At 42.5% G+C, this 23,865-nt stretch carries 24 protein-coding genes, 1 tRNA gene and 1 pseudogene; 12 read left to right on the forward strand and 14 right to left on the reverse strand.

Annotated features, from left to right (window positions below; genetic code table 11):
- Positions 1-258: 258 nt before the first annotated feature.
- The 3 genes from V7K76_RS23435 to V7K76_RS23445 all read left to right on the forward strand — a co-directional run bounded on the left by V7K76_RS23435 (position 259) and on the right by V7K76_RS23445 (position 3,418).
- Entirely contained in the window at positions 259-1,524 is a 1,266-nt protein-coding gene (locus tag V7K76_RS23435; protein WP_334779243.1) for a M16 family metallopeptidase, read from the forward strand.
- Positions 1,525-1,597: 73 nt separating this feature from the next.
- On the forward strand, positions 1,598-2,890 hold the full coding sequence (locus V7K76_RS23440) for a M16 family metallopeptidase (protein WP_334953012.1): 1,293 nt from the start codon (positions 1,598-1,600) through the stop codon (positions 2,888-2,890).
- A 291-nt stretch (positions 2,891-3,181) separates the two neighbouring features.
- Positions 3,182-3,418, forward strand: a complete 237-nt coding sequence (locus V7K76_RS23445; RefSeq protein ID WP_334953010.1) for a hypothetical protein — start codon at positions 3,182-3,184, stop codon at positions 3,416-3,418.
- 83 nt (positions 3,419-3,501) lie between these two features.
- Here V7K76_RS23445 and V7K76_RS23450 read toward each other — a convergent pair whose 3' ends face one another.
- On the reverse strand, positions 3,502-3,669 hold the full coding sequence (locus tag V7K76_RS23450) for a hypothetical protein (protein WP_334779246.1): 168 nt from the start codon (positions 3,667-3,669) through the stop codon (positions 3,502-3,504).
- A 52-nt stretch (positions 3,670-3,721) separates the two neighbouring features.
- Positions 3,722-3,988: a PepSY-associated TM helix domain-containing protein gene (locus tag V7K76_RS23455; RefSeq protein WP_334779247.1), complete on the reverse strand. Its 267-nt coding sequence runs from the start codon at positions 3,986-3,988 to the stop codon at positions 3,722-3,724.
- A gap of 50 nt (positions 3,989-4,038) precedes the next feature.
- Between V7K76_RS23455 and V7K76_RS23460 the strand changes: the two genes are divergently transcribed.
- Positions 4,039-4,344, forward strand: a complete 306-nt coding sequence (locus tag V7K76_RS23460) for a DUF433 domain-containing protein (RefSeq protein WP_334779248.1) — start codon at positions 4,039-4,041, stop codon at positions 4,342-4,344.
- Positions 4,345-4,620: 276 nt separating this feature from the next.
- Here the strand turns inward: V7K76_RS23460 and V7K76_RS23465 are convergent, their stop codons facing one another.
- The 3 genes from V7K76_RS23465 to V7K76_RS23475 form a co-directional block, all read right to left on the reverse strand.
- Positions 4,621-4,818: an IS110 family transposase gene (locus tag V7K76_RS23465; protein ID WP_334953007.1), complete on the reverse strand. Its 198-nt coding sequence runs from the start codon at positions 4,816-4,818 to the stop codon at positions 4,621-4,623.
- A gap of 96 nt (positions 4,819-4,914) precedes the next feature.
- On the reverse strand, positions 4,915-5,091 hold the full coding sequence (locus V7K76_RS23470; RefSeq protein WP_334779250.1) for a hypothetical protein: 177 nt from the start codon (positions 5,089-5,091) through the stop codon (positions 4,915-4,917).
- Positions 5,066-5,527, reverse strand: a complete 462-nt coding sequence (locus tag V7K76_RS23475) for an IS110 family transposase (RefSeq protein WP_334779251.1) — start codon at positions 5,525-5,527, stop codon at positions 5,066-5,068. Before V7K76_RS23475 ends, V7K76_RS23470 begins: the two co-directional genes overlap by 26 nt.
- A gap of 647 nt (positions 5,528-6,174) precedes the next feature.
- On the opposite strand from V7K76_RS23475, the gene V7K76_RS23480 reads away from it, so the two are divergent.
- The 4 genes from V7K76_RS23480 to V7K76_RS23495 all read left to right on the forward strand — a co-directional run bounded on the left by V7K76_RS23480 (position 6,175) and on the right by V7K76_RS23495 (position 11,188).
- Positions 6,175-7,095: a histone deacetylase family protein gene (locus V7K76_RS23480; protein ID WP_334779252.1), complete on the forward strand. Its 921-nt coding sequence runs from the start codon at positions 6,175-6,177 to the stop codon at positions 7,093-7,095.
- Complete coding sequence (locus tag V7K76_RS23485) at positions 7,076-7,201, forward strand: hypothetical protein (protein WP_334779253.1); 126 nt, start codon at positions 7,076-7,078, stop codon at positions 7,199-7,201. Before V7K76_RS23480 ends, V7K76_RS23485 begins: the two co-directional genes overlap by 20 nt.
- A 479-nt stretch (positions 7,202-7,680) precedes the next feature.
- Positions 7,681-8,619, forward strand: coding sequence for a formylglycine-generating enzyme family protein (locus V7K76_RS23490; protein WP_335030085.1), 939 nt, complete (start codon positions 7,681-7,683; stop codon positions 8,617-8,619).
- 184 nt (positions 8,620-8,803) lie between these two features.
- Positions 8,804-11,188: an arylsulfatase gene (locus V7K76_RS23495; protein ID WP_335030086.1), complete on the forward strand. Its 2,385-nt coding sequence runs from the start codon at positions 8,804-8,806 to the stop codon at positions 11,186-11,188.
- 36 nt (positions 11,189-11,224) lie between these two features.
- On the opposite strand, the gene V7K76_RS23500 is transcribed toward V7K76_RS23495, so the two are convergent.
- The 5 genes from V7K76_RS23500 to V7K76_RS23520 all read right to left on the reverse strand — a co-directional run bounded on the left by V7K76_RS23500 (position 11,225) and on the right by V7K76_RS23520 (position 16,481).
- A complete protein-coding gene (locus tag V7K76_RS23500) occupies positions 11,225-12,292 on the reverse strand; it encodes a 2-aminoethylphosphonate aminotransferase (protein ID WP_335030087.1) in 1,068 nt (355 codons plus the stop codon).
- A 29-nt stretch (positions 12,293-12,321) separates the two neighbouring features.
- On the reverse strand, positions 12,322-13,485 hold the full coding sequence (gene aepY, locus V7K76_RS23505; protein ID WP_335030088.1) for a phosphonopyruvate decarboxylase: 1,164 nt from the start codon (positions 13,483-13,485) through the stop codon (positions 12,322-12,324).
- Between the two features lie 114 nt (positions 13,486-13,599).
- The gene (locus tag V7K76_RS23510) at positions 13,600-13,893 is read right to left on the reverse strand and encodes a hypothetical protein (protein ID WP_335030089.1); all 294 of its coding nucleotides are present in this window, start codon (positions 13,891-13,893) and stop codon (positions 13,600-13,602) included.
- A gap of 59 nt (positions 13,894-13,952) precedes the next feature.
- A complete protein-coding gene (gene aepX / locus V7K76_RS23515) occupies positions 13,953-15,608 on the reverse strand; it encodes a phosphoenolpyruvate mutase (RefSeq protein ID WP_334952997.1) in 1,656 nt (551 codons plus the stop codon).
- A gap of 639 nt (positions 15,609-16,247) precedes the next feature.
- Entirely contained in the window at positions 16,248-16,481 is a 234-nt protein-coding gene (locus V7K76_RS23520; RefSeq protein ID WP_334779261.1) for an EF-hand domain-containing protein, read from the reverse strand.
- Between the two features lie 414 nt (positions 16,482-16,895).
- Here V7K76_RS23520 and V7K76_RS23525 point away from each other — a divergent pair.
- Together V7K76_RS23525 and V7K76_RS23530 are read left to right on the forward strand one after the other, a co-directional pair.
- Positions 16,896-17,120, forward strand: a pseudogene (locus tag V7K76_RS23525) (serine/threonine protein kinase); the annotation flags it as partial.
- Positions 17,121-17,212: 92 nt separating this feature from the next.
- Complete coding sequence (locus tag V7K76_RS23530) at positions 17,213-17,536, forward strand: hypothetical protein (protein WP_334779262.1); 324 nt, start codon at positions 17,213-17,215, stop codon at positions 17,534-17,536.
- Position 17,537: 1 nt separating this feature from the next.
- Here the strand turns inward: V7K76_RS23530 and V7K76_RS23535 are convergent, their stop codons facing one another.
- From V7K76_RS23535 to V7K76_RS23545, 3 genes are all read right to left on the reverse strand, one after another.
- Entirely contained in the window at positions 17,538-18,866 is a 1,329-nt protein-coding gene (locus V7K76_RS23535; protein ID WP_334779263.1) for an ATP-binding protein, read from the reverse strand.
- 239 nt (positions 18,867-19,105) lie between these two features.
- Complete coding sequence (locus V7K76_RS23540; RefSeq protein WP_335030090.1) at positions 19,106-20,443, reverse strand: tellurite resistance TerB C-terminal domain-containing protein; 1,338 nt, start codon at positions 20,441-20,443, stop codon at positions 19,106-19,108.
- Positions 20,444-20,484: 41 nt separating this feature from the next.
- Entirely contained in the window at positions 20,485-21,834 is a 1,350-nt protein-coding gene (locus V7K76_RS23545; protein WP_334779266.1) for an ATP-binding protein, read from the reverse strand.
- Between the two features lie 87 nt (positions 21,835-21,921).
- Between V7K76_RS23545 and V7K76_RS23550 the strand changes: the two genes are divergently transcribed.
- Positions 21,922-22,242, forward strand: a complete 321-nt coding sequence (locus V7K76_RS23550; RefSeq protein WP_334953014.1) for a TMEM14 family protein — start codon at positions 21,922-21,924, stop codon at positions 22,240-22,242.
- A gap of 452 nt (positions 22,243-22,694) precedes the next feature.
- A complete protein-coding gene (locus V7K76_RS23555) occupies positions 22,695-23,309 on the forward strand; it encodes a Uma2 family endonuclease (protein WP_334779268.1) in 615 nt (204 codons plus the stop codon).
- 141 nt (positions 23,310-23,450) lie between these two features.
- On the opposite strand, the gene V7K76_RS23560 is transcribed toward V7K76_RS23555, so the two are convergent.
- Positions 23,451-23,521, reverse strand: a tRNA-Cys gene (locus V7K76_RS23560).
- Positions 23,522-23,865 lie beyond the last annotated feature (344 nt).

Below are 23,865 nucleotides of genomic sequence, written 5' to 3' on the forward strand. Positions count from 1 at the left end.
TCGAAAAAATTGATAAATTCTTCCTATTCTAATTGCCAAATCTCAAATTAAAATAACCCAATATCATACCACAAAATATTTATGCAAGAGTTCTAATTTGTGATTTTCCTCTCAACGCATAACGCGTCTAATTTTTCGGTAGTGCAGAAAACAGCGATCGCATAATTCTCCAAATCTGTATAATTTGATTCTAAATTAGGTATCGTTCAGAGTTAAGATGACACAATTGCGTCAAATTGTGGTTAAAACTACAAAAAATTGTTAAAACAACTAACTAATACCGTATTTCCAGCCTCAGTCTTCCGACTAGAGAGTGGTTTAACTTTTATTCATCAAGAAATTCCCACCACTCCCGTAGTTGTGGCGGATGTTTGGGTGCGTGCTGGAGCCAGCCTAGAGCCAAAACCGTGGTTTGGTATGGCGCACTTTTTAGAACACATGATTTTTAAAGGTACGGCGACGCTACCCCCTGGGATGTTCGATTCCAAAGTGGAAAATCGGGGTGGCGTGAGTAATGCGGCGACAAGCTATGATTATGCTCATTATTCAGTCACTACAGCCGCCCCTTATTTAAAAGATACTCTGCCCTACTTGGGAGAACTCCTGCTCAATGCAGCAATTCCAGAAGATGAATTTAGCCGCGAACGCGATGTAGTGCTAGAGGAAATTCGCTCTTGTCAAGATGATTCCGACTGGATAGGATTTCAAGCGCTGATTCAAAGCATCTATCCACATCACCCTTACGGACGTTCGGTGTTGGGTACTGAGCAAGAATTGATGCAGCAATCACCAGAAGCAATGCGCTGTTTTCACCGCACTCACTATCAGCCGGAAAACATGACGGTGGTAATTGCCGGAGGTATAGCCCAGCAACCAGCTTGGGAAATGGTAAATCATTCATTTGCTGATTTTGCCGAACGCTGTAATTGTCCGCAATTTGAAAAAGTGGCAAAGCCAGTCATAGCAGGTATTCACCGTCAAGAACTGTGTTTACCACGCATAGAACAAGCGCGATTGTTGATGGCGTGGCTGGTACCAGGAGTAGAAGATATACGTACTGGCTATGGTTTAGATTTCTTGTCAGTGTTGTTGGCAGAAGGGCGGACTTCGCGTTTAGTGCGTGATTTGCGAGAAGATTCGCAATTGGTACAGGGAATTTGCAGTAGTTTTTCTCTACAACGGGAATCAAGTTTATTTACAATTACTGCCTGGTTGGAACCAGAAAATCTAGAGGAAGTTGAGTCTTTAATTTGCGCTCATTTGGATGATTTGCAGACTAAAGGAATTAGCGAACAAGAACTTGCTCGTACACGCAGGTTGCTATGTAATGAGTATGCGTTTTCTACCGAAACGCCAAATCAACTGACAGGGCTTTATGGGTATTACAATACCATTGCCCAAGCTGAATTAGCTGTGACATATCCCCAGCAAATTCAGTCTTTTGATGCCCAAGAACTGCAAAAATTAGCTAAACAGTATCTCTCGCCGGAGAATTATGCGGTTACTATACTTAAACCGTGTTAAGTATTGGGCATGGGGCATGGGGCATTAGTTTTTGACAAATGACAAATGACAAATGACAAAGGACAAATGACAAATGACAACCTTGCTGCAAAAATCGCCCATCCATCGCACCGTATTGAACAATGGGATTGTCGTACTGGTGGCAGAAAATCCGGCTGCGGATATTATTGCAGCACGAATCTTTGTGCGTGCTGGTAGTTGTAATGAAAACCGGGAGCAAGCAGGGTTGGCACATTTGCTCTCAGCAGTGATGACAAAAGGATGCGATGGACTTTCTAGCTTGGAAATTGCAGAAATTGTCGAGTCTGTAGGGGCGAGTTTGAGTGCCGATGCTGGCACTGATTATTTTTTGCTATCTTTCAAGACGGTAACATCCGATTTTGCGGAAATTTTAACATTGGCGGGGCGGATTTTGCGATCGCCTACTTTTCCCGAAACTCAAGTAGAACTAGAACGGCGTTTAGCACTCCAAGATATTCGTTCCCAAAAAGAGCAACCTTTCAATGTCGCTTTTGAACAAATGCGGCAAGTAATGTACCAAAATCATCCCTACTCTATGTCAGTACTGGGAGATGAATCCACCATGAGCCGCTTAACTCGTGCGGATTTAGTGGAGTATCACCAAACTTATTTCCGCCCAGATAATGTAGTAATTAGTATTGCTGGTAGGGTTACACCTACAGACGCAGTGGCATTGGTGGAAGAAGTTTTTGGTGATTGGCAAGCTACAGCCCAAGCACTGCCAATACTGAATTTACCTGAAATTAAAATAGAACCGCAGGTAAGACTAAAGCCAATACAGACACAACAATCAATCGTGATGCTCGGTTATTTAGGAACATCAGTGAATTCTGTTGACTACGCCCCATTGAAATTGCTGTGTACCTACTTGGGAAATGGGCTTTCTAGCCGCTTGTTTGTCGAATTAAGGGAAAAACGCGGTTTAGCTTACGAAGTATCCGCCTTTTACTCTACAAGGCTATTTCCAGCATCCTTTGTGGTTTACATCGGTACAGCACCGGAGAATACCAGCATTGCTCTAGAAGGACTGCGTACAGAAGTGGATTTATTGTCTACCACCGAAGTATCCGAAAGCGCACTTCAAGCTGCTAAAAACAAGATTTTGGGGCAGTACGCTTTAGGTAAACAAACGAACGGGCAAATTGCTCAAATATACGGTTGGTATGAAATTTTGGGCTTAGGAATTGATTTTGACACCAAGTTTCAAGAATTGATTACGGCTGTGAGTGCCCAGGATGCGATCGCCGCAGCTTATAAGTATTTAAAAGAGCCTTATTTATCTTTAGTTGGTCAAGAAGAAGCAATTAATCGTGCGATGTCTACGACGGGCGGAGCCTACGCATAGGCTGACTTTAATGATTCAATGAGTAATGAGTAATACCCATTACTTATTACTTCAAAATCAAAGACAGTTGGAGTCAGGCACTGTTACCCAACTCAAATGATACTACGTGTAATGGTTGGGGTCTTAAACCCTTGAATTTACGATAATTGGTAGAGGGCCAAAGTTAATGAGATAGATTTTCAATAATCTTACTGCGATCGCTTGACTCTCTGGTACATTACTCGAAGTGCGGGCTACGCCAACGCATTTGTTATTTCAACGATCGCATTTGCTATTTTGGCGAACTCATTTGTGATTTCGGCAGTTGCATTTGCTATCTTGGCGATCGCATTTGCTATTTTGGCGAACTCATTTGCTATTTTGGCGATCGCATTTGCTATTTTGGCGATCGCATTTGTGATTTCGGCGAACCCATTTGTGATTTCGGCAGTTGCATTTGCTATTATTGCGATCGCTCAATACACACATCAAATGATTATAATGGTAGCGAGCCGACAGATGCGATCGCCCATCATCACACCTATATAAGAATTGACAAAAAGTTGCGATCGCTTATCGTCCACAGCTTGCAGGTAGACACGATCAAGAACGTGGGGATCTGAGAGTTGGGATTAGGATGAGAAACAGGAATTGGGATTGAGACTATTACCGAGAACTGCTCCTGTATAATAATGAACGTAATTTTCAATCCAATCATTTTCCTTAGTTGCATAGATGACATTAAATGGTGCATCTGGTTTTGTCGGTACATAAATCCTCTGAAGTTTGGCATTAGACATCTCCAGAAATTAAATATGCGTTATCCAGAATCCTTGTAGAGACGTAGCAGTGCTACGTCTCTACATTCATTTTCACCAGATGTCTATTGGGCTGACTCGCATAGTTGTTTTTCACCGTATTTACAACCACCTCAATCGGCAGCATTTCCCCTTGAGGAATGATAGTGCCAATTTTTTGATACCTTTGAAAGGCAAGAATTTCGGATTGGAAAACCAGCAGGCTACCAGTTAAACCAACAATAATCGCAATTAGTCCCACCGCTAAACCGATGTAGCGATGGGCTTGGAAGGCAAGGTTGCGAATTTTTCTGGTGTTCATCGGATTTGGTTCATATGCTAGATTGATGGCAAAGCTTCAAATTTTTATATATGCAACTAGAAGACTATTTCAATTTTTTATCCCCTGACGACATTCGGCTCAAAGGCACTCGTATTGGCATTGAGACTATTCTTTACGACCATATCTATCGCGCTCGCACTCCCGAAGAAATTGCCCAGACCTATCCTTCTCTGAATTTGGAGCAGGTTTACGCCACAATTTTGTATTACCTTGAGAATAGGGAAACTGTGAGTAAATATTTTACTGACTGGATCGAACATGGTGAAAGAATGCGAGCAGAGCAGCGACTCAATCCATCGCCTGCAAGACTTCGATTTGTGCGATTCGTTGGTTAGTAAATCACGGTAATCAGTCCGTAAATAACTAATCCAGCCCGACAGCAGATTACTGTCACTAAAGGCTGAACTCTCGGTCAGATGTAGGTGAAAGCCCTACCATTCAGACTCAGAATTGACTCCTTATCTGCCCACACCGAACAAGCTCGGTACTTGCAGAGTGAAGCTCTTAACTGGGCGCAATCAGACGACCGTTACGGGCTGACACTGGCGCTAACAGGGAGTTCCTATGATGAAACAGAGCCATTGCCTTTACGGGTACTAGTTGAAAGCGTTTTACCAGCAATGAGCGTAGTTACCAGGAGCAACCCCAGCCCAAGCAGCTAAATGTTCAGCACTTGGGAAACGGCTCATATCCATGCCGATTTCGGAGACAATAATCTCCGCAGTTCGACGTGCGATACCTGGTATAGTATCAATTAACTCTACGGCTTGCTCAAAAGGACGGCAGTATTCCTCAAGAGAGTTGATCAAAACATTTAATTGTTTCGTCTATGCTATCAATTTGACACAATAGCTGTGCGAGAATAAATCGTTGATGAGGACGAACTCTACCTTCGAGTGCTTGAATCAGTAAATCATGCTTTTTTCGCATGGAACATTCGCCAAGTCTGCCATTAGTTCAGGACTAGCGCTACCTTCAACAATCGCAGCTAGCATTGCCCGTCCTGATACACCCATTACATCACTGGCAACTGATGCAAGTTTAATGTTGGCAGCTTCAAGCACTTTTTGGACTCGATTCACGCCTCTTGACTCGTTCTCGAATAAAATTGCTACGATGACGAGTTAAATCGCGCAAATCTCTTTGCTCCACAGGGGGAATAAAACTCGCACGTAACAACCCATGTTGTAGTAGTTCGGCAATCCACTGCGAGTCTTTGATGTCTGTTTTACGTCCTGGCACCGCTTTTATATGACGGGCATTAACTAACATAACTTCAAAGTTACCTTCCAAGATGTTAAATACAGGTCGCCAGTACTCACCAGTACTCTCCATTGCTACATGAGTGCAATCGTGACTTGTTAACCAGTCAGAAAGTTTTAACAAGTCCTGAGTCATTGTAGTGAATGCACGTATTTCCTTATGCCATCCGGACGGAGACTTTGGAGTAATTACACAAGCTACCACCGTCTTTTTGTGTACATCTAGTCCTGCACAACGATTGTAGACTACCTGCATATCTCAATACCTACTACAACTTTCAAAATTGATAGGGGGCTAATATGTGGATATCTAAATAGTAGATTCTGACTTGCGTGCTCACTAAAACCTCAAAAATTGCTCAGTGGCGACAATTGGTAATTCCTCTCGATATCCAGGTTAGACTGCCCTTCAGGCTCTAGTGCTCTAATAAGGAAACAACCTCGCTTGTATCAGCCTTATCTTGGAAATTACCACATTTTCATTCATGGTGATGAAATTTTTTCATTGGGACTACCCTCTGCCTTCTGCCTTACCCCAACCAATATCACCAAAAGTTGCCAAGAACCCATTAACAATGCAACCCGACGCATTGGCATTGTAGGGTATTGCCAAATTTAATTCGCTATGAATTAATGAAATGCTGTACTTAGGGACTTCCAAATAAAAAAATATTCAATTAACTCTTGTGGGGTGGGCGTCTCGCCCGCCCTATAGACTGGGCGCTCATGTTGCCCACCCCACAATATTGGATAATTTATTTCTTGGAGTTCCCTTAGCGATCGCGCAACGACTCCACAAAGTATCGCGTTCATAGAAAATGGATAAAGTCAAGGGAAGGAAAAACTGTTTGTCAGTGAGGATACAATAACTTCAGTGTCCCTGCTGCTAAACTTTTTCGTTCTATGCTGCCAGTCATCTATTCTGACGAATTTTTAGATCACAAGACTGGAAAATACCATCCTGAAAAACCAGAACGCTTGATAGCGATCGCAAATGCTCTCAAAGAAGCTACATTTGCAGATCAAATTACCTGGCGATCGCCTACACCAGTATCTGAACAGCCTTCACTGATGTCTTCTTTGGTTAGAGCGCATAGCCCAGCCTACATCAAAAAACTTTGGCAAATCGCCTCTAGTGGCGGCGGCCCTTTGGATGGAGATACGCCAGTTTCCCCGCGCAGTTATGATGTGGCATTGTTGGCAGTCAGTGCATGGTTGGATGGAGTTGAGCTTGTGTTAAAGTCGGCTAATCCAGCTTTTGTACTAGCGCGTCCCCCAGGACATCACGCAGAAAGTGATGCGGGGATGGGCTTTTGCCTATTTTCTAATGCCGCGATCGCCGCTTTATTTGCCCTCGAACAACCTGAAGTTAACCGCGTCGCCATCCTCGATTGGGATGTACATCACGGTAATGGTACTCAGTCCATTGTAGAAATTTATCCCCAAATTGCTTATTGTTCGTTACATCAGTACCCTTGTTATCCCGGTACTGGGAGAGCTACAGAACGGGGCTTTCACAATAATGTCCTTAACTTGCCCATACCTCCAGGTAGCGATATTACAGCATATCAGCCACTATTTGAAAATAAGGTAGTACCGTTTTTAGCCAACTTTCAGCCAGATTTACTAATTGTCAGTGCTGGTTACGATGCCAATGCGGAAGATCCTTTGGCAAGTATAAATTTGCAGCCAGAAGACTACGCTTTATTTACTGATTATTGTCTAGGTGTAACTCGTAAAATTCTGTTTGGCTTAGAAGGTGGCTACGACTTTGATACTCTTTCTCAATCAGTTGTAGCAACGATTGAACGTTGTTTGGTCTAGGCTTTCTCGTCTCCATGCTGAGTTTCGAGCCAGCGATCGCTCTTGGCCTCTCCCATTGGGAGAAGTTTTGATGATTGTGGCAAGCCTTCTAGTGCGCGATTCCTAACTTCTCGCTGAGTGGGGATTCTCAGTTATTCCTCGGCAATGCTTCGGTCAGAAAAAGTTCTTGACTTATCTTTTGATAAGATGTAATTTATCAATATTAAGGCATAACTACGGTAAACCAATAAATTCACAGTAGTTTTAATAAAGTCAAGATTCTTTATATATCAATATAAGAAATTATTCAAGTAAAAAACTGAATAATTTCTTTTTACTTGAATGTTAGGAAATCTGAGTTTTTAATTAGTAGAGTAATTATTGCAAATTATAAAAAATAAAGCCTTATTTCAGAATAGATATGAGGTTTAGAGTTGTTTGTGTTGAAGTCAAAATCAGCTTTTTTCGGATTTATCAAGGCTGGTGAAAATTTTACTATTCTGTTTATGAACTGCAACCGCCCAATCTAGGGGGTTAATTTCTACAATGTCAAAGCCAGGGAAAAATTGTTGTTTTCTCACTTTTTTAACATTACTGTTTGTTCTCTTGATTAACTCAACTGCATTTGCAGCCACGATTGATACCACACAAAGTAACTGTCCTCAAGAGATGGTGCTGATTCCAGAAGGTAATTTCAAAATAGGGTCAGATAATTCTAGTTTTGTCGAAGAGCAATCGGCAGAAAATGTAACAGTCACTTCCTTCTGCATTGACAAATATGAAGTCACAAACGCCCAATTTGCTCAGTTTGTCGAAGCAACTGGATATGTGACAGTTGCAGAACGTCCTTTATCTAAAGAAGAGTTTCCCGATCTACCTGATGAGCAGCGATCGCCAGGTTCCCTCGTATTCCAGATCGCAAAGCCAGGTGAGAGCTTTTTGAGTTGGTGGCATTGGACAACAGGAGCCAATTGGCAACATCCCTTTGGCCCCGACAGTGTAATCGCTGCAAAAGAAAATCATCCAGTCGTTCACATTGCCTACGAAGATGCCGCAGCCTACGCCAAATGGGCAGGAAAATCACTACCTACTGAAGCTCAGTGGGAATACGCCGCCCGTGGTGGATTAGACAACACAACCTACATTTGGGGCAATCAGTATTCTGAGAAAAAAGCTAACACCTGGCAAGGAATATTCCCTTTTTTCAACACTACAAGTGATGGTTATCTGGGCACAGCTCCAGTCGGCTCCTTTGCACCCAATGGTTATGGTCTTTACGACATGGCTGGTAACGTCTGGGAATTGACCCTTGACTGGTTTGCTTTAGGACATGACAGCAAAGCTCATAGTATGAACCCCACAGGCCCAAAGCAGAGTTTTGACCCCAACAAACCCACAGAGATTGCTCTACACGTAATTAAAGGAGGCTCTTATTTGTGTGCGCCCAACTATTGCAGCCGCTACCGCCCAGCAGCACGCGAGTCTCAAGCCCCCGACACCGGAACAACGCATATCGGCTTTCGCTTGGTGAAGAACTTGAAGTAAGTCGAAGGGATTGGGTATTGGGGATTGGGGACTGGGTATTGGGGATTGGGGATTGGGCACAAAAAAGCCAGAAGGGCGAAGGGTAAGACTTACTCCAACTTCCCATCTACTCCCAGTCCCTATTCCCCATTCCCCAGTCCCTATTCCCCAGTCCCCATTCCTAATGATTCAAAGGATTAAATGCATGTCACGTTTACTTTGGCGATCGCTCGCCCTCTCTTTCCTCGTCGTCTTGTTTACATTCACTGGCCCTGCCCTAGCAGCCACATCAAAGGTTCTACCGATTCCTGAAGAGTCATTCAAAGGTAAAATCGGTATCACCTACAAAGATTCAAAACCGGATTTTCCCTCATCAATCACTGCTCCGGCACAAGCTCCCAATGTGCTGCTAATACTACTGGATGATGTGGGCTTTGGACAAGCAAGTACCTTTGGCGGCCCAGTCGAAACTCCTAATTTGACTCGCTTGGCCGAAAGAGGATTACGCTATAACCAATTCCACACTACAGCCCTCTGTTCACCGACACGGGCAGCATTGTTAACTGGGCGCAATCATCACTCAGTAAGTACAGGTGTAGTCACAGAGTTAGCCACAGGTTATCCAGGTTACACGGCGATTTTGCCTCAGAGTGCTGCTACTGTGGCAGAAGTGCTGCGTCAAAATGGCTATAACACGGCTGCTTTCGGTAAATGGCATAACACGCCAGACTATGAAACCAGTGCCGCCGGCCCTTTTGATCGCTGGCCGACAAGGTTAGGATTTGAGTATTTTTACGGTTTCTTAGGTGGTGATACTAACCAATGGTCTCCGGCTTTGGTAGAAAATACCAAGCGGGTGGACAAACCTAGCGATAACCCAGATTATCACTTGACCCCGGATTTAGTAGACCATGCGATCGCCTGGATTCGCTCTCAACAATCTATTGCTCCTGACAAACCTTTCTTTACTTATCTTGCTACTGGTGCTACCCACGCACCCCACCACGCGCCCAAAGCCTGGATTGATAAATATCAAGGCAAGTTTAACCAAGGCTGGGATAAATTGCGGGAAGAAACCTTTGCTCGTCAGAAACAACTGGGTGTGATTCCAGAAAATGCCCAGCTAACTCCCCGTCCGAAAGAACTACCTGCTTGGGATTCCCTGTCAGCAGAACAGCAGAAACTTTATAGCCACATGGTAGAAGTTTTTGCCGGATTTTTGGCACATACAGACTATGAAGTAGGACGGTTGATTGATGGCATAGATCAACTTGGTGAACTAGATAACACCTTAGTAATTTACATAGTCGGGGACAATGGTGCTAGTGCCGAAGGTGGTTTAACAGGTAGTGTCAATGAGTTAAAAGTCTTCAATGGCGTACCCGAAAACCCAGAACAACTACTAGCCTCAATTGATGAATTGGGTAGTCCTAAGACATTCAACCATTTTCCTGCGGGTTGGGCATGGGCGGTGAATACTCCCTTCCAATGGACAAAACAAATCGCCTCTCACTTTGGCGGAACTCGCAATCCCTTAGTAATTTCTTGGGGCGATCGCATCAAAGATCGAGGAGGACTCCGCAGCCAATTCCATCATGTAATTGATATTGCGCCCACCATTTTAGAAGCTACTGGAATTACTGCCCCCACTCAAGTTAATGGAGTCAAACAACAACCAATTGAAGGTACTAGCCTTGCCTACACCTTTGATGATGCCGATGCTCCTTCCCATCGGAAAACTCAGTATTTCGAGATGCTTGGTAATCGAGCCATTTACGATCAAGGCTGGATTGCGGCGGCTCGTCATCCTCGTTTGCCTTGGCAAGCTACTATCAAAGCTGACTTTGAGCAAGATCCGTGGGAACTATACAATATTGAGAAAGATTTTAGTGAAGCGAACAACTTAGCCGATCAAAATCCCGAAAAGCTGCAAAAACTCCAGAAGTTGTTTTTGTCTGAAGCTAAGAAATACCAAGTATTACCATTAGATGATCGCGCTTTTGAACGGTTTGATATCCAACTCCGCCCCAGCTTACTCACAGGACGCACCAGCTTTACTTACTATCCGGGCACATTTGGAATTCCAGAAGGTAGTGCCCCAAACATCAAAAATCGCTCCTTCAGCATTACTGCAAATGTAGATATTCCCGAAAGCGGTGCAGAGGGCATTCTATTGACACAAGGCGGACGTTTTTCTGGTTGGAGTTTCTTCCTTGAGGATAGCAAACCGACTTATGCTTACAATTTCGTCAATGCTGAACGCTACATTATTCAATCTCCAGAAACAGTACCCACAGGTAAATCTACACTGCGATTTGATTTTGACTACGACGGTGGCACTCTTGGTACTGGTGGAACTGGCAAACTATTCATCAACGACAAACAGGTAGCCGAGGGTCGAATTGCCAAAACTATCGCTTTTCGTTGGGCCCTTGACGAAACCTTTGATGTCGGGCGCGATACAGGTACACCTGTAGTTGAAACTTATAAAGTCCCCTTTGCATTCACAGGTAACTTACAGCAAGTCACTCTTGATATCAAGTCAGCACAACCTCAAATAGAACAGAACTTAGGGATTTCCAAGAAATAATCTTGTGGGGTGGGCATCTTGCCCACCCCACAATAGTTAAATAATTTGTTGAACAACAGCAACAAATCGTTCCATATCAGGGTGAGTAATAGCTCCCATTGTTGATACTCTAAAAATAGATTGAGCTAAATTTCCTTGTCCAGAATAAATTACATAATCCTCAGCTTTGAGTTGGTCGTGAAATTCTTCATAACTGAATTTATCTGGTAAATAGTAGGCATTCAAGACAACCGATGAACTGCCAACAGGAAGTAGGGGTTTAATTCCAATTGAGGCTAACCCATCTCTGACTAAGTTTGCAAGTTGGCTGTAATAGCTGTGTCTAGCACGCCATCCTCCGGCTTCTGCCATTTCTTGCAAAGCTTCTGTTAAGGCATAAAATGTCTGTATTGATTGCGTAAAAGGTGTGCCGCCTCGTTCTTGCTGCTGGTAATAGGTTGCTAAATCTAAATATAAGGTGCGGGGGATTGTGTCTACTGACGGCAGTGCATCCCGTTGCAGGATGACAAAGGATACTCCGGGGACACCATGCAGACATTTATTAGCTGTCGCAGCGCAAGCGGTGATTCCCCAATCTGCAAAATTTAGTTCTTCAGCACCAAAGCTGCTAACTCCATCCACTAGTAGCTTGATGCCGCGTTCTTGACAAATTGGGGCAAGTTCCACCAAATTATTTAAGCGACCGGTAGTAGTTTCATGATGGACGACAGCGAGGTGGGTGATATCAGTATTTTCATCCAAGAGTTTGATTAAAGCGTTGATATCTATTTCAGCATCCCAAGGATGGGAAAGTGTAATGTAATCAATGCCGTGGATTTTGGCGATTTTGGATAGTCGTTCGCCATATACACCGTTTTCAATTACTAGTAATTTCCCGTCTGTGGGTACTAAACTGCTGATCATCGCTTCCATCGCGGCGGTACCGGAACCAGTGAGGAGAACTGCTGCCCAGTCGCTTCCAAGACCATAAACTTGAAGTAGCTGTTCGCGGATTCTGCTTTGAAGTTGGGAAAATTCCACCTCACGGTGACACAAATCGGGACGCAACAGGGCATTTCTGACGCGATCGCTCAAATTAACGGGGCCGGGGTTTAGTAAAATCATTGCCAAAGTTAGGAGTTAGGAGTTAGGAGTTACCAATTAGAACCAATATGGTTCATAAAGCGTTGTAAAACTTCTTCCGGGGTGAGGTTGGGACGGGGTAGTTTTTCTAAAGTTCCGGGACGGATTTTTAAATGAGCGAATTTAGGTCTGGTGTTGGTATCTACGGTAAATAAAGCATCTAAAAGGGCGGGATCGTCTCCAGCTAATGTAACGCCATAACCGCAGGCTTCGGCAATTTTGGCAAAGGAAATACCCGCCGAAACAGTAGCTTGTGCGCCTGTGGAATCGTGGACTTCATTATCTAAAAGAATATGGGTCAAGTTAGCACCGCCATAAGTGCCGATGGTAGCAAAATTACCCATTCGCATTAATGCTGCCCCATCGCCATCAATTACCACTACCTTGAGGTCTGGACGTGCTAAAGATAGTCCCAATGCCATTGAGGAAGCGCAACCCATCGACCCAACCATATAAAGATGATTAGCGCTGTCTTTGCTGGCAAATAGTTCGCGTCCCGTGTAACCAGTGGTGGCAATTACTACAGTATTTTCTGGATCAATCAGTTCCACAATCCTAGCTAATGCTTCGCTGCGAGAAATGCGTTGTTCTTTGCGATCGCGAAAAAAGCTTTGTTGAATATGAGTGCTATTACTATTTTCTCGTTCTGGGATAGAAGAACGGATGAGTGCATGGGGGGCAATTGTTCCCTTACGCATAATTAGAGCATAAGGTCGGCGTTCTTGCTCCATATAGGCTGTGGCTCTTTGCAAAACGGGTTCTATTTCTGCTGCATCTGTGGGAAAAAATTCCCAAGGTACAGACATTGTTTCCAGCAATTTATCTGTAATTTGCCCCATTAATTCATGTTGCGGTTCATCTTGTAAATTTGGATCGCCTCGCAGGGTACAAATCAGCAGCAGTGGAATCCGAAAGATGTAAGTGAGAGAAGTTAGTGGGTTAACAGCATTCCCCAAACCAGAGTTTTGCATCATTACCACAGCAGGTTTACCAGCAATTGCGGCTCCAGCTGCGATCGCTACAGCATCTCCCTCATTGGCTGCACAGATGTATTTAAGTTGAACGTCATTGATGACGTAGTTAATAAAAGGCGTGAGAAAAGAACAGGGTACGCCACTGTACCACCCAAAACCAAGATTACGCGCAACTTCTACAAATTCTTCTGCCTGGATCATATTAAAACAAGTCGCAAGTCGCAAGTCGCAAGTAAGTTTTGTGACGGGGATTTAGACCCCGACCCAAAACTTACCGATGAAGAGAACCGGGGGACTTAAACCCACGGTTCTCGGTTAAGGGGAATGGGGATTGGGGATTGGGGAGTTGAGAAGAAAAATTATTACTTCAGCTTCAGAACTCGGAACTTCAGGCTCAGAACTCGGAACTTCGACCTCAGAACTCGGAACTTCAGCTTCAGAACTCGGAACTTCAGGCTCAGAACTCGGAACTTCAGCCTCAGAACTCGGAACTTCAGCCTCAGAACTCGGAACTTCGACCTCAGAACTCGGAACTTCGACCTCAGAACTCGGAACTTCGACCTCAGAACTCGGAACTTCGACCTCAGAACACAAAGCGTCAAGCCCCACTTCCCAGTCCCCAGTCCCCAGTCCCCAGTCCCTAGTCCCCAGTCCCCAATCCCCAACCCCTATTGTTTCAATTGAAAAGCAAGGTCAAGATCATCTAAAGAATTAACATCTAACCAGTTACCGCGAATATAAAGCACCTTGATCGGTTTTCCTTGCCCGATTAAATAATTGCATAATTCTGGCAAACCCAAACTGTTGAATTCCGGTCGTTTTTGCAATTCATTGAGTGCTTCACTCACCCACTGTCTACCTTGACTCCGCAAGCGCAACATCCCAATCCAACGTCCGCTAGATTTTCCTAATTGCGTTTGTGTGGTTTTAGAAATGTCCAACAGGTTGACATCCTGTCCAAAGAGAGAAAGATCGTCTGGGATGGAACAATAAGCGTAGTCAGGTGAACCGCTAACAGACTTACTGTTCGCCACAGAATCAACTACAGCAACAATCTCTCCGGGACATTCCAATAAATCTCGCAGAATGTAGCTTCTAAATAGTAAATCGCCGTACAGTACTAACATTTCTTCGCCGAAGCTGGTTTGAGCTACGGCTAAGGATGCTAATTCTCCTGTTGTTTCATAATCTGGGTTACAGATGACTTTAGTCCCCGGAACGTTAATAGTTTCTGCTTTGTAACCCGCGACAACGGTAATATCATTGATGGCAAGTTTCTTGAATTTGTCCACCAACAATCTGAGCAGTGGTTTACCTCCAAGGGGTAACATGACTTTTGGTTTATCTTGCGTCAAACCTGCTAACTCTTGGCCTCTGCTAGCAGCCAAAACGATCGCTTGAGTATGTTGTCGTCCGTTGTTAAAGTAGCGTTTTTCAGCTTCTATGAGTTCATCCGCCCCCTGTAGCCGGAAAATTTCTTTTACGGGAGCAATATCATCTTCAATGTTGATTAAAGTTTCGCTGGCTTTCACTTCACGCGCGATCGCCTGCATACTAGCAACAGCAGCTCGAATCAGATGGTTTGCCCAGATGACCAAATTAACTTCCGCTTTGCGAAAAACATCAGTAGCAGTGCTGTAATATTTAGTCGGTATAAACACTAACGGGGAACGACCCGCCCATTCTTTAGCAAAAGCTAGCACTTGGTCGGGACGCGATGATTTACTGTGAATCAGGATGGCAGTTGCTCCAGCTGCGTGGTAAGCTTCAGCCCGGCGCAATGCCTCCGAAAGATCCCAGCCAGCAATCAAAGCTTCCAGTCGGGCAACGATGCAAAAATCTGGGTTTGTCTGACTATCTTTACCCGCCTTAATTTTGCCGCAGAATTCATCAATTTCAGCCAAAGGTTGGCGACTCCCGTTGATGAAACTATTGGTTTTGGGAAAAAGCTTATCTTCAATACAGACTCCAGCAATACCTCGCTGTTCTAATTTTTTGACCAGGCGACGCATATTATTAAAGTTGCCATAACCCGTATCCCCGTCTAACAAAATCGGAATGTTGGTGACATCAGACATGAACTCCAGCATTTCAACAACTTGAGTCCAACTAGCTTCATTATTATCTCGAACGCCATATTGAGCCGAAAGGGCTAGTCCACTAGCCCAAATTCCTTTAAATCCAGCCTCTTCCACAATTCGGGCGCTAATCCCGTTGTGAGCTTCCATAATGAAGTCGAGCTGAGGCGATTCTAGTAATAACCGCAATTGGGCACACTTATTTAAGTTTGCGGCGGTGTCAGTGGGTGCAAATATTTGATGCATCTATGTCTGCTTTTCTCAACCTATATAATATAACTAGCGTGTTCTCAATTGCAATGAACGAGAATCACCATTGGCAACATTAACTAGATGAGCTAAAGCATCCACGTCAATTTGTACTGTTAACTTGTCATAACCGCGTTCCAAATCAGCTAGTGTTTGCTCAACAATTTTGTATAAATCTTTATAAGAAGAATTCAGAACTCAGGAGCGGAGCCGGAGATGCTCCGCCTCCGGTCAGAATTCAGTATGAATTCTGTAGGAGTGGGTGATAGCGCCGATGGCAAGCGAGTCCGCGATGGCGGGGCGTTAGCGAGTATTTTCGAGTCGCGTCTGAATATTAGACATCTCCGAAAAAGAATGTAGAGACGTAGCAGTGCTACGTCTCTACAAGGGTTCTGGGTAACGCATATTTAATTTGTGGAGATGTCTATTGGTTAAAACCGTACAACTCTTAGAGACGCTACCGCGTAGCAAGATCCCCGTAGGGCTACGTCCCGCTACGCGCTTTCGCCCGAAGTTAAGCGAAAAAATTAAAATATTCTCGCCTGAAAACTCTATCCCTTTATGGGTAGAGTATTCTGAATTCTGAATTCTGAATTCTGTATTCTGACTCCTGTTTTATTTCCGCCGACCTGTGTACTAGGTTAAATTATTTGCTTCCTCAACTGCTTTTTTTAACTCTTCAAAGGTAATACTACCATCTTCGTCTGAATCATAATTTACTAGTAATTCCTGGGGACTATTGGTATTTGTTTCGGATGAAATGATTGCACTTAAGCCAGGACTTAAAAAAAGATCATTAATGGATACTTTGCCGTCTCGATCGCTATCTAAGGTATTAAAAAGAGATTGAAGCTCTTGCTGGGTTGTCATAAGTTTCTATGTGAATTAGTTTTTCAACTCAATATCTCAATATCTCATTAATCTCTGATTAATCTCTCAAAATTAAATAAACTTGTATCTTTAGACGTAGAAACGGCTATCGCTGGTTGAATACGATTGAACCTTGTAGAGACGGCGATTTATCGCGTCTCGAAAGCTTAAAATAGCGCATTCGTAGGTTGGGTGGAGCGGAGCGCAACCCAACATATATCAGGATGTTGGCTTTGGCAAAGCCTCCACCCAACCTACAATTTTTTTTGCAGCATTTTAGCCTTGACATGCTAATAGGTCGGATTTCAAAAAAATACTTTCCCTGATACTTGTTGCTGACTTAAGTAATCTTACAGTGGGGCAGTAACAAACAGGAAAGCTATAAAAGCAACAAAGCTTTGGAGTCACGAGCAAATGACAAGTCAAGAATCGCCAGATTCTCACCAAGAAATCCTATTGGAACGGTATCAAGTCCAACAAGAACTAGGCAAAAAAGCCGGACGGCGATCGCTGCTAGCTCGTGACTTACAAACTCAAGAATTAGTAGTAGTCAAAATACTGTCTTTTGGTAATGAGTTTGAATGGAACGACCTCAAATTATTTGAGCGGGAAGCTGAAACTCTCAAAGCACTCTCATACCAATTATTTTATCTATCCCTGTATTGCCAATTTTTATTGATGGTAACATTGTTAACTTGGCATCTTTGGCATCTTTGATATTATTTTTATCCATGATAATTTTATTATTTATTTTTATTTTAATAGGTGTATTTGGGAAAAAGAAGCTTTGTATTAATCATCAGAAAATTGCCTTAATTTATGAATTGTTCGGAATTAAACGGTTTCATCCATCTCCAAGTTCGAGACAAGATATTCTACGTCTAGAACGCGGTAAGGATACATATAATCAACCTTGCTTGACAATCTGGGCAGGAATAAAAAAGTATGATATTTTAAGTGGTGAATTTTATTTTTTTCCTGCTACTCCTCCAGAACTTGATTGGCTAGCTCATGAACTTAGCGATTGGCTAGGCTTACCAATTACTAGAGAGTAAACTACAAACTAAATTCTGCTGCGCCATCCTCATCCACATCTGCATCCTTACCCATAGCAGTAGGTTTAAATTTAGAACCATGAATTAATTCACCAAATGCAATTCCTGGATTTTGGTGAAGAATATTCAGCACACTCATAAAATCTCGCACAATTTCCCCAGGTGTCAGTAATGCTTCTGCACCCAAGCGATTAATAATTTCTTGCACAAAATCCTTCAACTCACGATTTGTCAAAGTCTGTTCATACCCAAAATTGAGTGCATGAATCTCAGCTAAACGTTGCAAAAGCGTCAATATTTCCGCTTCACTCAACGGATTTAGCCGAATTACTGGCCCTAAATGTTCCTGAACATTAGCTTGTGCAACAAAACGACTTTCTTTTGTGCGTCTTTGCCAAGCTTGGTCTGCAAAAAGTCCCCGTTTGGGGTCTTCTAAAAATTTAGTTGTTCCACCAACAACAATGCCAAGATGTTCCGCTTTGCACTGCATGGTATCGTTAAACATTGCCAGGAGTCGATTATAATTCTTTTCTCGTGTAACGGTGGTAGATATTTGATATAAATGTACAGCTTCATCAACTAAAATTAACAGTCCTTTATAGCCAATCTCAGCAACAAACTTCGCAAACAGTTTTATATAATCATACCAACTATCATCATCAATAATAACGCGCACTCCTAAAGCTGCTTTTGCCTCAACTTTAGTAGTAAATTCTCCCCGTAACCAGCGCATTGCCGCATTTTTTAAATTATCATCATCCATTCGGTAGCCACGCCAATAAGCGATAATCACGCTACCAAAATCAAAACCGTGAACTAAATCTTCAATATACTGAACTACTTCCCTAATTTTCGATTCAACTTGGTCATCAAAACCATCGTCATTGGGACGCATTTCAGTTTCTTTAACCACTTCTTGTTGAATTTTATTAATCCATCCTTCTAAAATTGAGACTAAAGCACCACCATCAGGACGAGTTTTTGTAGCTAGATGGCTCATTAATTCTCGATAGGTAGCGACACCTTCATTGTTGCTTCCAGCTAATCGGCGTTCCGGGGATAAATCAGCATCAGCTACTACAAAACCTTGCTCCATAGCGCGGTTACGAATTAGTTGCAGTATAAAACTTTTCCCAGAACCATAATTACCAATTATAAAGCGAAATGCTGCTACACCTTCTGCAATATCATCGAGATTTTGTAATAGGCTTTTTAGTTCTTTTTCTCGGCCTACTGCGATATATTCAACTCCTACTCTTGGTACTACCCCCGCACCAAGGGAATTGATTAAAGCAGTGGAGATTTTTTTCGAGATTTTGAGCTTTGCCATGTATTACACTTCACTTTATTTTAAACACAGAAGCACACAGTAAAAATGTCCCTAAACCTGGCAAATAGAATTCGCGGCTATACAGACAAAACCCACAAAAGTGGGTTTCAAATTTTTCAGAATCCGCGCAGCCGCGATTTCTAATGGCCAGGTATATTTGCAAAGGTGAGATATTCGCGTAGCTTATGTTACATATTCACATTACTACTAAATCTTACGACAGCAATAATAATTTAATTTTAATTTGACGAAGTATGTCTAGCCATAAGGTCTTCATACGTTGTAATCATTTTCCTGATATGGGTTATATGCTCCTGATAAACTTTTGGATTTTCCGAATCTGTATTAATTATTAATTCACCAATAGTATCATTTGCCCGTTCATTTATAGAATCGATTAATAGATTCGGCATAGTGATGTTTGCTTCGGCAATTTTTTTAATAGCACCATTGGGATTATCTTGTTCAACTATAGCTTTTAAGACTTGTAACTCATGTCCTGGGAGATTTTCTAGAAAATTAGTCCATTCTTCGGGTATATTCTCCGATGTTTCAGCATCCGAAGTTTTAATGACGGCTGGAGTTTCAATTATTTCAGAAAAAGGAAACAATTGAATATCATCTTCTGGGGAATTTTCAGTAAAAGGCTCGGGATTCAATGTTTCTACTTGTTGTAGTAATTCCCATACTTGATTTTGCAATGAATCTCGCTCTTCTTGCAATAACGAAACTTGCCCTTGCAACTGCTGTAATTCGGCTTTTTGTTCTGCTATTTGGGTTTGTGAAGAATTCAGGATAGCTTGGATATTTTCTCTTTCAGTTTTTGTTGCTACAAGCAATTGATTTTTTTGGATTGTCTCAACTTCTAGCTCTTGAATTGCAATTCGCAATTCGTATAGTTTTTCTTCTAATTGGGGTTTGAGTCTGCCTAAAAGAGTTAAATTGCTTTCAACTTCTTGTTTCTCATCTTGCAGTTCAGAGATTTGACTTTGCAACTGAGTGATTTCAGCACGAGATACATTACAATTAGATTCTAGACGACGTTTCTCTGCTGTGAGGATAGAAAAAGCATTGTTCAATTCGGTTTGATTTTCCTGCAAGTTATCAATTTCAGTTTGCAGACTATTGATTTCATTTTCTAGCTGCTTTTTTTGTCCAGCAAATGTTCTTAACTCTCGATGTAGACTATCTCTTTGATTACGGCTTTCTGTAACTTGATTTTGCAGATGTTGTGATTCGGCATATAATAAATTATGATGTTCTTCGATTTGATTTATTTCTCTGACAACACGAGCTTTTAATCCCTCCATATCTTTAATTCGCTTGCGGAGAGAACCTAAAACAAACATTTCATAATTTCTCCGTCGCTTATCTACGAATACTGCTGCTGTATAGATAGTTGCGGCAGTAATTACACTGGTGAGAAAGGCTTTATTAAAATCCCAGCTTGGGACAAGGCTAAGTCCAAAACTCACACTAAAGGCAACTATCACTAGTATAAATCGATTGCTGATCATTACTGATTGCATATTGCTGGTTTTTAGCGTAGTTAAATTATCAGAATAAGTAGCTCTCATCGTAATTCGTAATTAAAATACATATAGGAAAATACTTCATGCTACGTGTTGGATGTATTATTATTTCCATGAAAAAGTGTTAAATCTGCTTTGAGAAAATCAATAAACTGCCGTGCTGTACGTCCAGAACGACCATTATGGCGAGTTGCCCATTGTAATGCTTGAAATTCCAAATCTTCTTGGGTAATATTAATTTCAGCTTGGGCGGCTAGATGTTGTACAATTTTCAAATAAGTTTTTTGATTGGCTGGTTCAAAGGTCAAGGTTAAACCAAAGCGATCGCTAAACGAAAGCTTCTCCTGCATCGTATCCCAAGCATGGATTTCCTCGTTATCCTTCGGTGCAGGTCTATCCACAAAAAACTCCCGAATCAGGTGGCGGCGATTGGAAGTAGCGTATACCACTACATTTTGAGGCCGCGCTGTTAAATTACCTTCTAAAACTACCTTGAGAGCTTTAAAAGCTTCATCATCTTCTTCAAAGGAAAGGTCATCGACAAAGATAATAAATTTTTGTGACACACCTCGTAAATGTTCCGCAATTTCTGGTAAGTCTTTTAAATCAGATTTTGCCACTTCCAACAAGCGGAGGCTACGATTGCTATATTCATTCAACAAAGATTTCACCAAAGAAGATTTGCCAGAACCCCGACTACCGTAAAGTAATACGTGCAGTGCCATCTCTCCTGATAATAAAAACTCTGTATTTTTGAGCAAAGCATCCCTTTGAGACTCGTAACCGACAAGGGCACTCAGCTTAATTGGGTCAGAATACCGAATACCGATAAACTGACCAGCTTGCCAGCGTAAAGCGCGATATTCTGCAAATAAACCAGAGCCACATTGCCGATAATAAGCTGCTAACTCTTCTACAGCATCACCCCAATTATCTAACTCTTGTAGATATGTAGCGAACTTTGTCTCTACTCCTACCAATTCTTGCTCTTTATACCACACTACCGGTGAAATCGGCATGTGAGCAACGCCTTGTACCCACTCGCTTAAAGAAGCGCTGCTACATTCATAGAGACTTTGCAATACTTGTAAATCATGGTGAACTGCTGCAACTATTGCTGGGGACAAATCTTTAAATTCTCGCTGTTGGGCCAACCTTGTAAAGGGATTCTCAGAGAAGAGAAGTTGAGTAATTAAATAATCTTCCCAGTTTTGATTTCTAGCAGCCAAAGCGTGGAAGTAACTGCCGTAGGCTTGGAGACAACCTCTTGCATCGGCTTCAGTGTAACGTATAGCTTGCAACAGTTCCAGAAATGCCATCCCCACTTCGCTTTGGAGAACAGACTGGTACAGTAAAAGTGAGGCTGCTTGGCGCTGGAGATGTTGAACCTTTGTATATGAGGAAGTACTTGCCATTGGCATCGCTTGATTATCCATCAATCAATTGTGTGGTATAGCTAAATAGCTATGGTAAATTGTCTGCTGACCCTGGTAGTAAAGTCAAAGTCTATAGATGTTTTAACAATGAATTTAGGTATAGTTGCTGCTTTTGCCTACGGCATTTTAGCGATTGTTGGTGGCATTATTGGCTACATTCAGGCTACAAGTATAGTTTCACTCCTAAGTGGTAGTATTAGTGGTTTATTACTAATAATTGCCGCTTTTTTTCAACTCCAAGGGCATACCTGGGGTTCGATTTTAGCAGTATTAGTTACTGCTATTTTAGTGCTATTTTTTGTATTTAGATTAGTGAAAACACGTAAATTTATGCCTGCGGGATTAATGACGATTTTGGGTATGCTGGCATTGGCGGTGATGGTGAATCAAATGGTGGCTCTAAGGTAATATCAGTCTTCAGCATTCTAAATTCAAAATTTGACAGGGTGCAGAAATAACTTGAGACTGAGAGCAGGCAAATTCAAGTCAGAGTGATGTTTGGATTAAGAGTGCTAAGTTTTGTGAGCCTACTGGGATTTTTGCAGGGAGTTATTGAGACAATCAAAGACCCAAGGCAACCGGGCAATGCAACTAAATACACAGTCAAAGATGCAATGTAAGGTAGAGGTGTTGCCACTTGTTTTTACAATCCAAACCTTAATGCAGTATGGTAATTGCGATCGCTATTAACCCTATGCAAATGTACTATTATCGCCTGAATCTTTAAGCAACACTTCTGTCTACCGTTATTCGACAAGCGATCTGCCGGAGGCTTTACGCTATCGCCCAGACAGCAGATACAATATTTTAGTTAATAGGGCAGCATCTTTCACCGCATCCCTATTGTGTAAGAGGTCAAGATGGTACAGACTCCCACCAGCCCAGAAACCGAAACCCTATCGATTGAGATACCAAAGACAATTGGGTTGTACGTCACTCAAGAACAGTTTGCAGCCTTAGCAGCAGCCAACCGAGATTTGAGACTGGAAAGAACCGCACAAGGAGAGTTAATTGTGAACCCACCAACTGGCTGGGAAACTGGTGCATACAATTGGAGTATTTGTGGAGAGTTGTATTTCTGGTGGCGTAATTCGGGCGAACCGGGTAAAGCCTTTGACTCTTCTACTGGCTTCATTTTACCCAATGGTGCAACTCGCTCTCCCGATGCCTCTTGGGTCAGCCGAGAACGTTGGCAAGCATTGACTCCCGAAAAAAAAGGAACCTTTGCTAATATCTGTCCCGATTTTGTCGTTGAGTTACGCTCTAGCTCAGATCGGCTTGCTTCCCTACAAACTAAGATGAGAGAGTATATCGATAATGGCGCTCGGCTAGGCTGGTTAATCAATCCGCAACAGCGACAGGTGGAAATTTATCGACCAGAATTAGCCGTGGAAGTGTTAGAGAATCCGTCCCAGTTGTCCGGTGAAGCAGTGTTAGTGGGTTTTGTACTGAATTTGCGTCGGTTGTGGGATTGAAAAATGCTTATGAGGCGATCGCTTGACAGTAAATTCAGAATTCAACATTTCTGGCAGGGAGGTTTTGAGTTACTGTATTCCTGCCCCAGAAAACAATAAAACCCTTGGAGTACAAGGGTTTTGGTAACTGTATTTATTAGAAGGCGGCACCCGGATTTGAACCGGGGGTGGAGGTTTTGCAGACCTCTGCCTTACCACTTGGCTATGCCGCCACAGCAAGACTCCCTGGACTACTTTAATGTTTCTAAGATGTCTTAGTAGGCATTTAGTAACCATAGGATGCTAGTTTAACCATGATAGCATAGGATTCTAAGGTAGAGATAGTGTGTTAACTGGATGTTTCTGGTAGTCTTTAGGCCTAAGAGAAATTGGCAAATAGCTTAACGATAGCTGTCTTTTCTGGTTTGTTCGTTATCTTACACTAATTTTGAAAATTGTTCTAAAAAATTTTTCTAAGTTCCAATTATTCATAAATTCTTGCTCTAGTTGATAGTGAAGCCGATCTATGCGGAGAGAAGTTGAATATCATTTAGCTTCCTTATCGCCTCTTTTAGTA

The sequence above is a fragment of the Nostoc sp. genome, assembly GCF_036917975.1.
Classification (GTDB): Bacteria; Cyanobacteriota; Cyanobacteriia; order Cyanobacteriales; family Nostocaceae; genus Nostoc.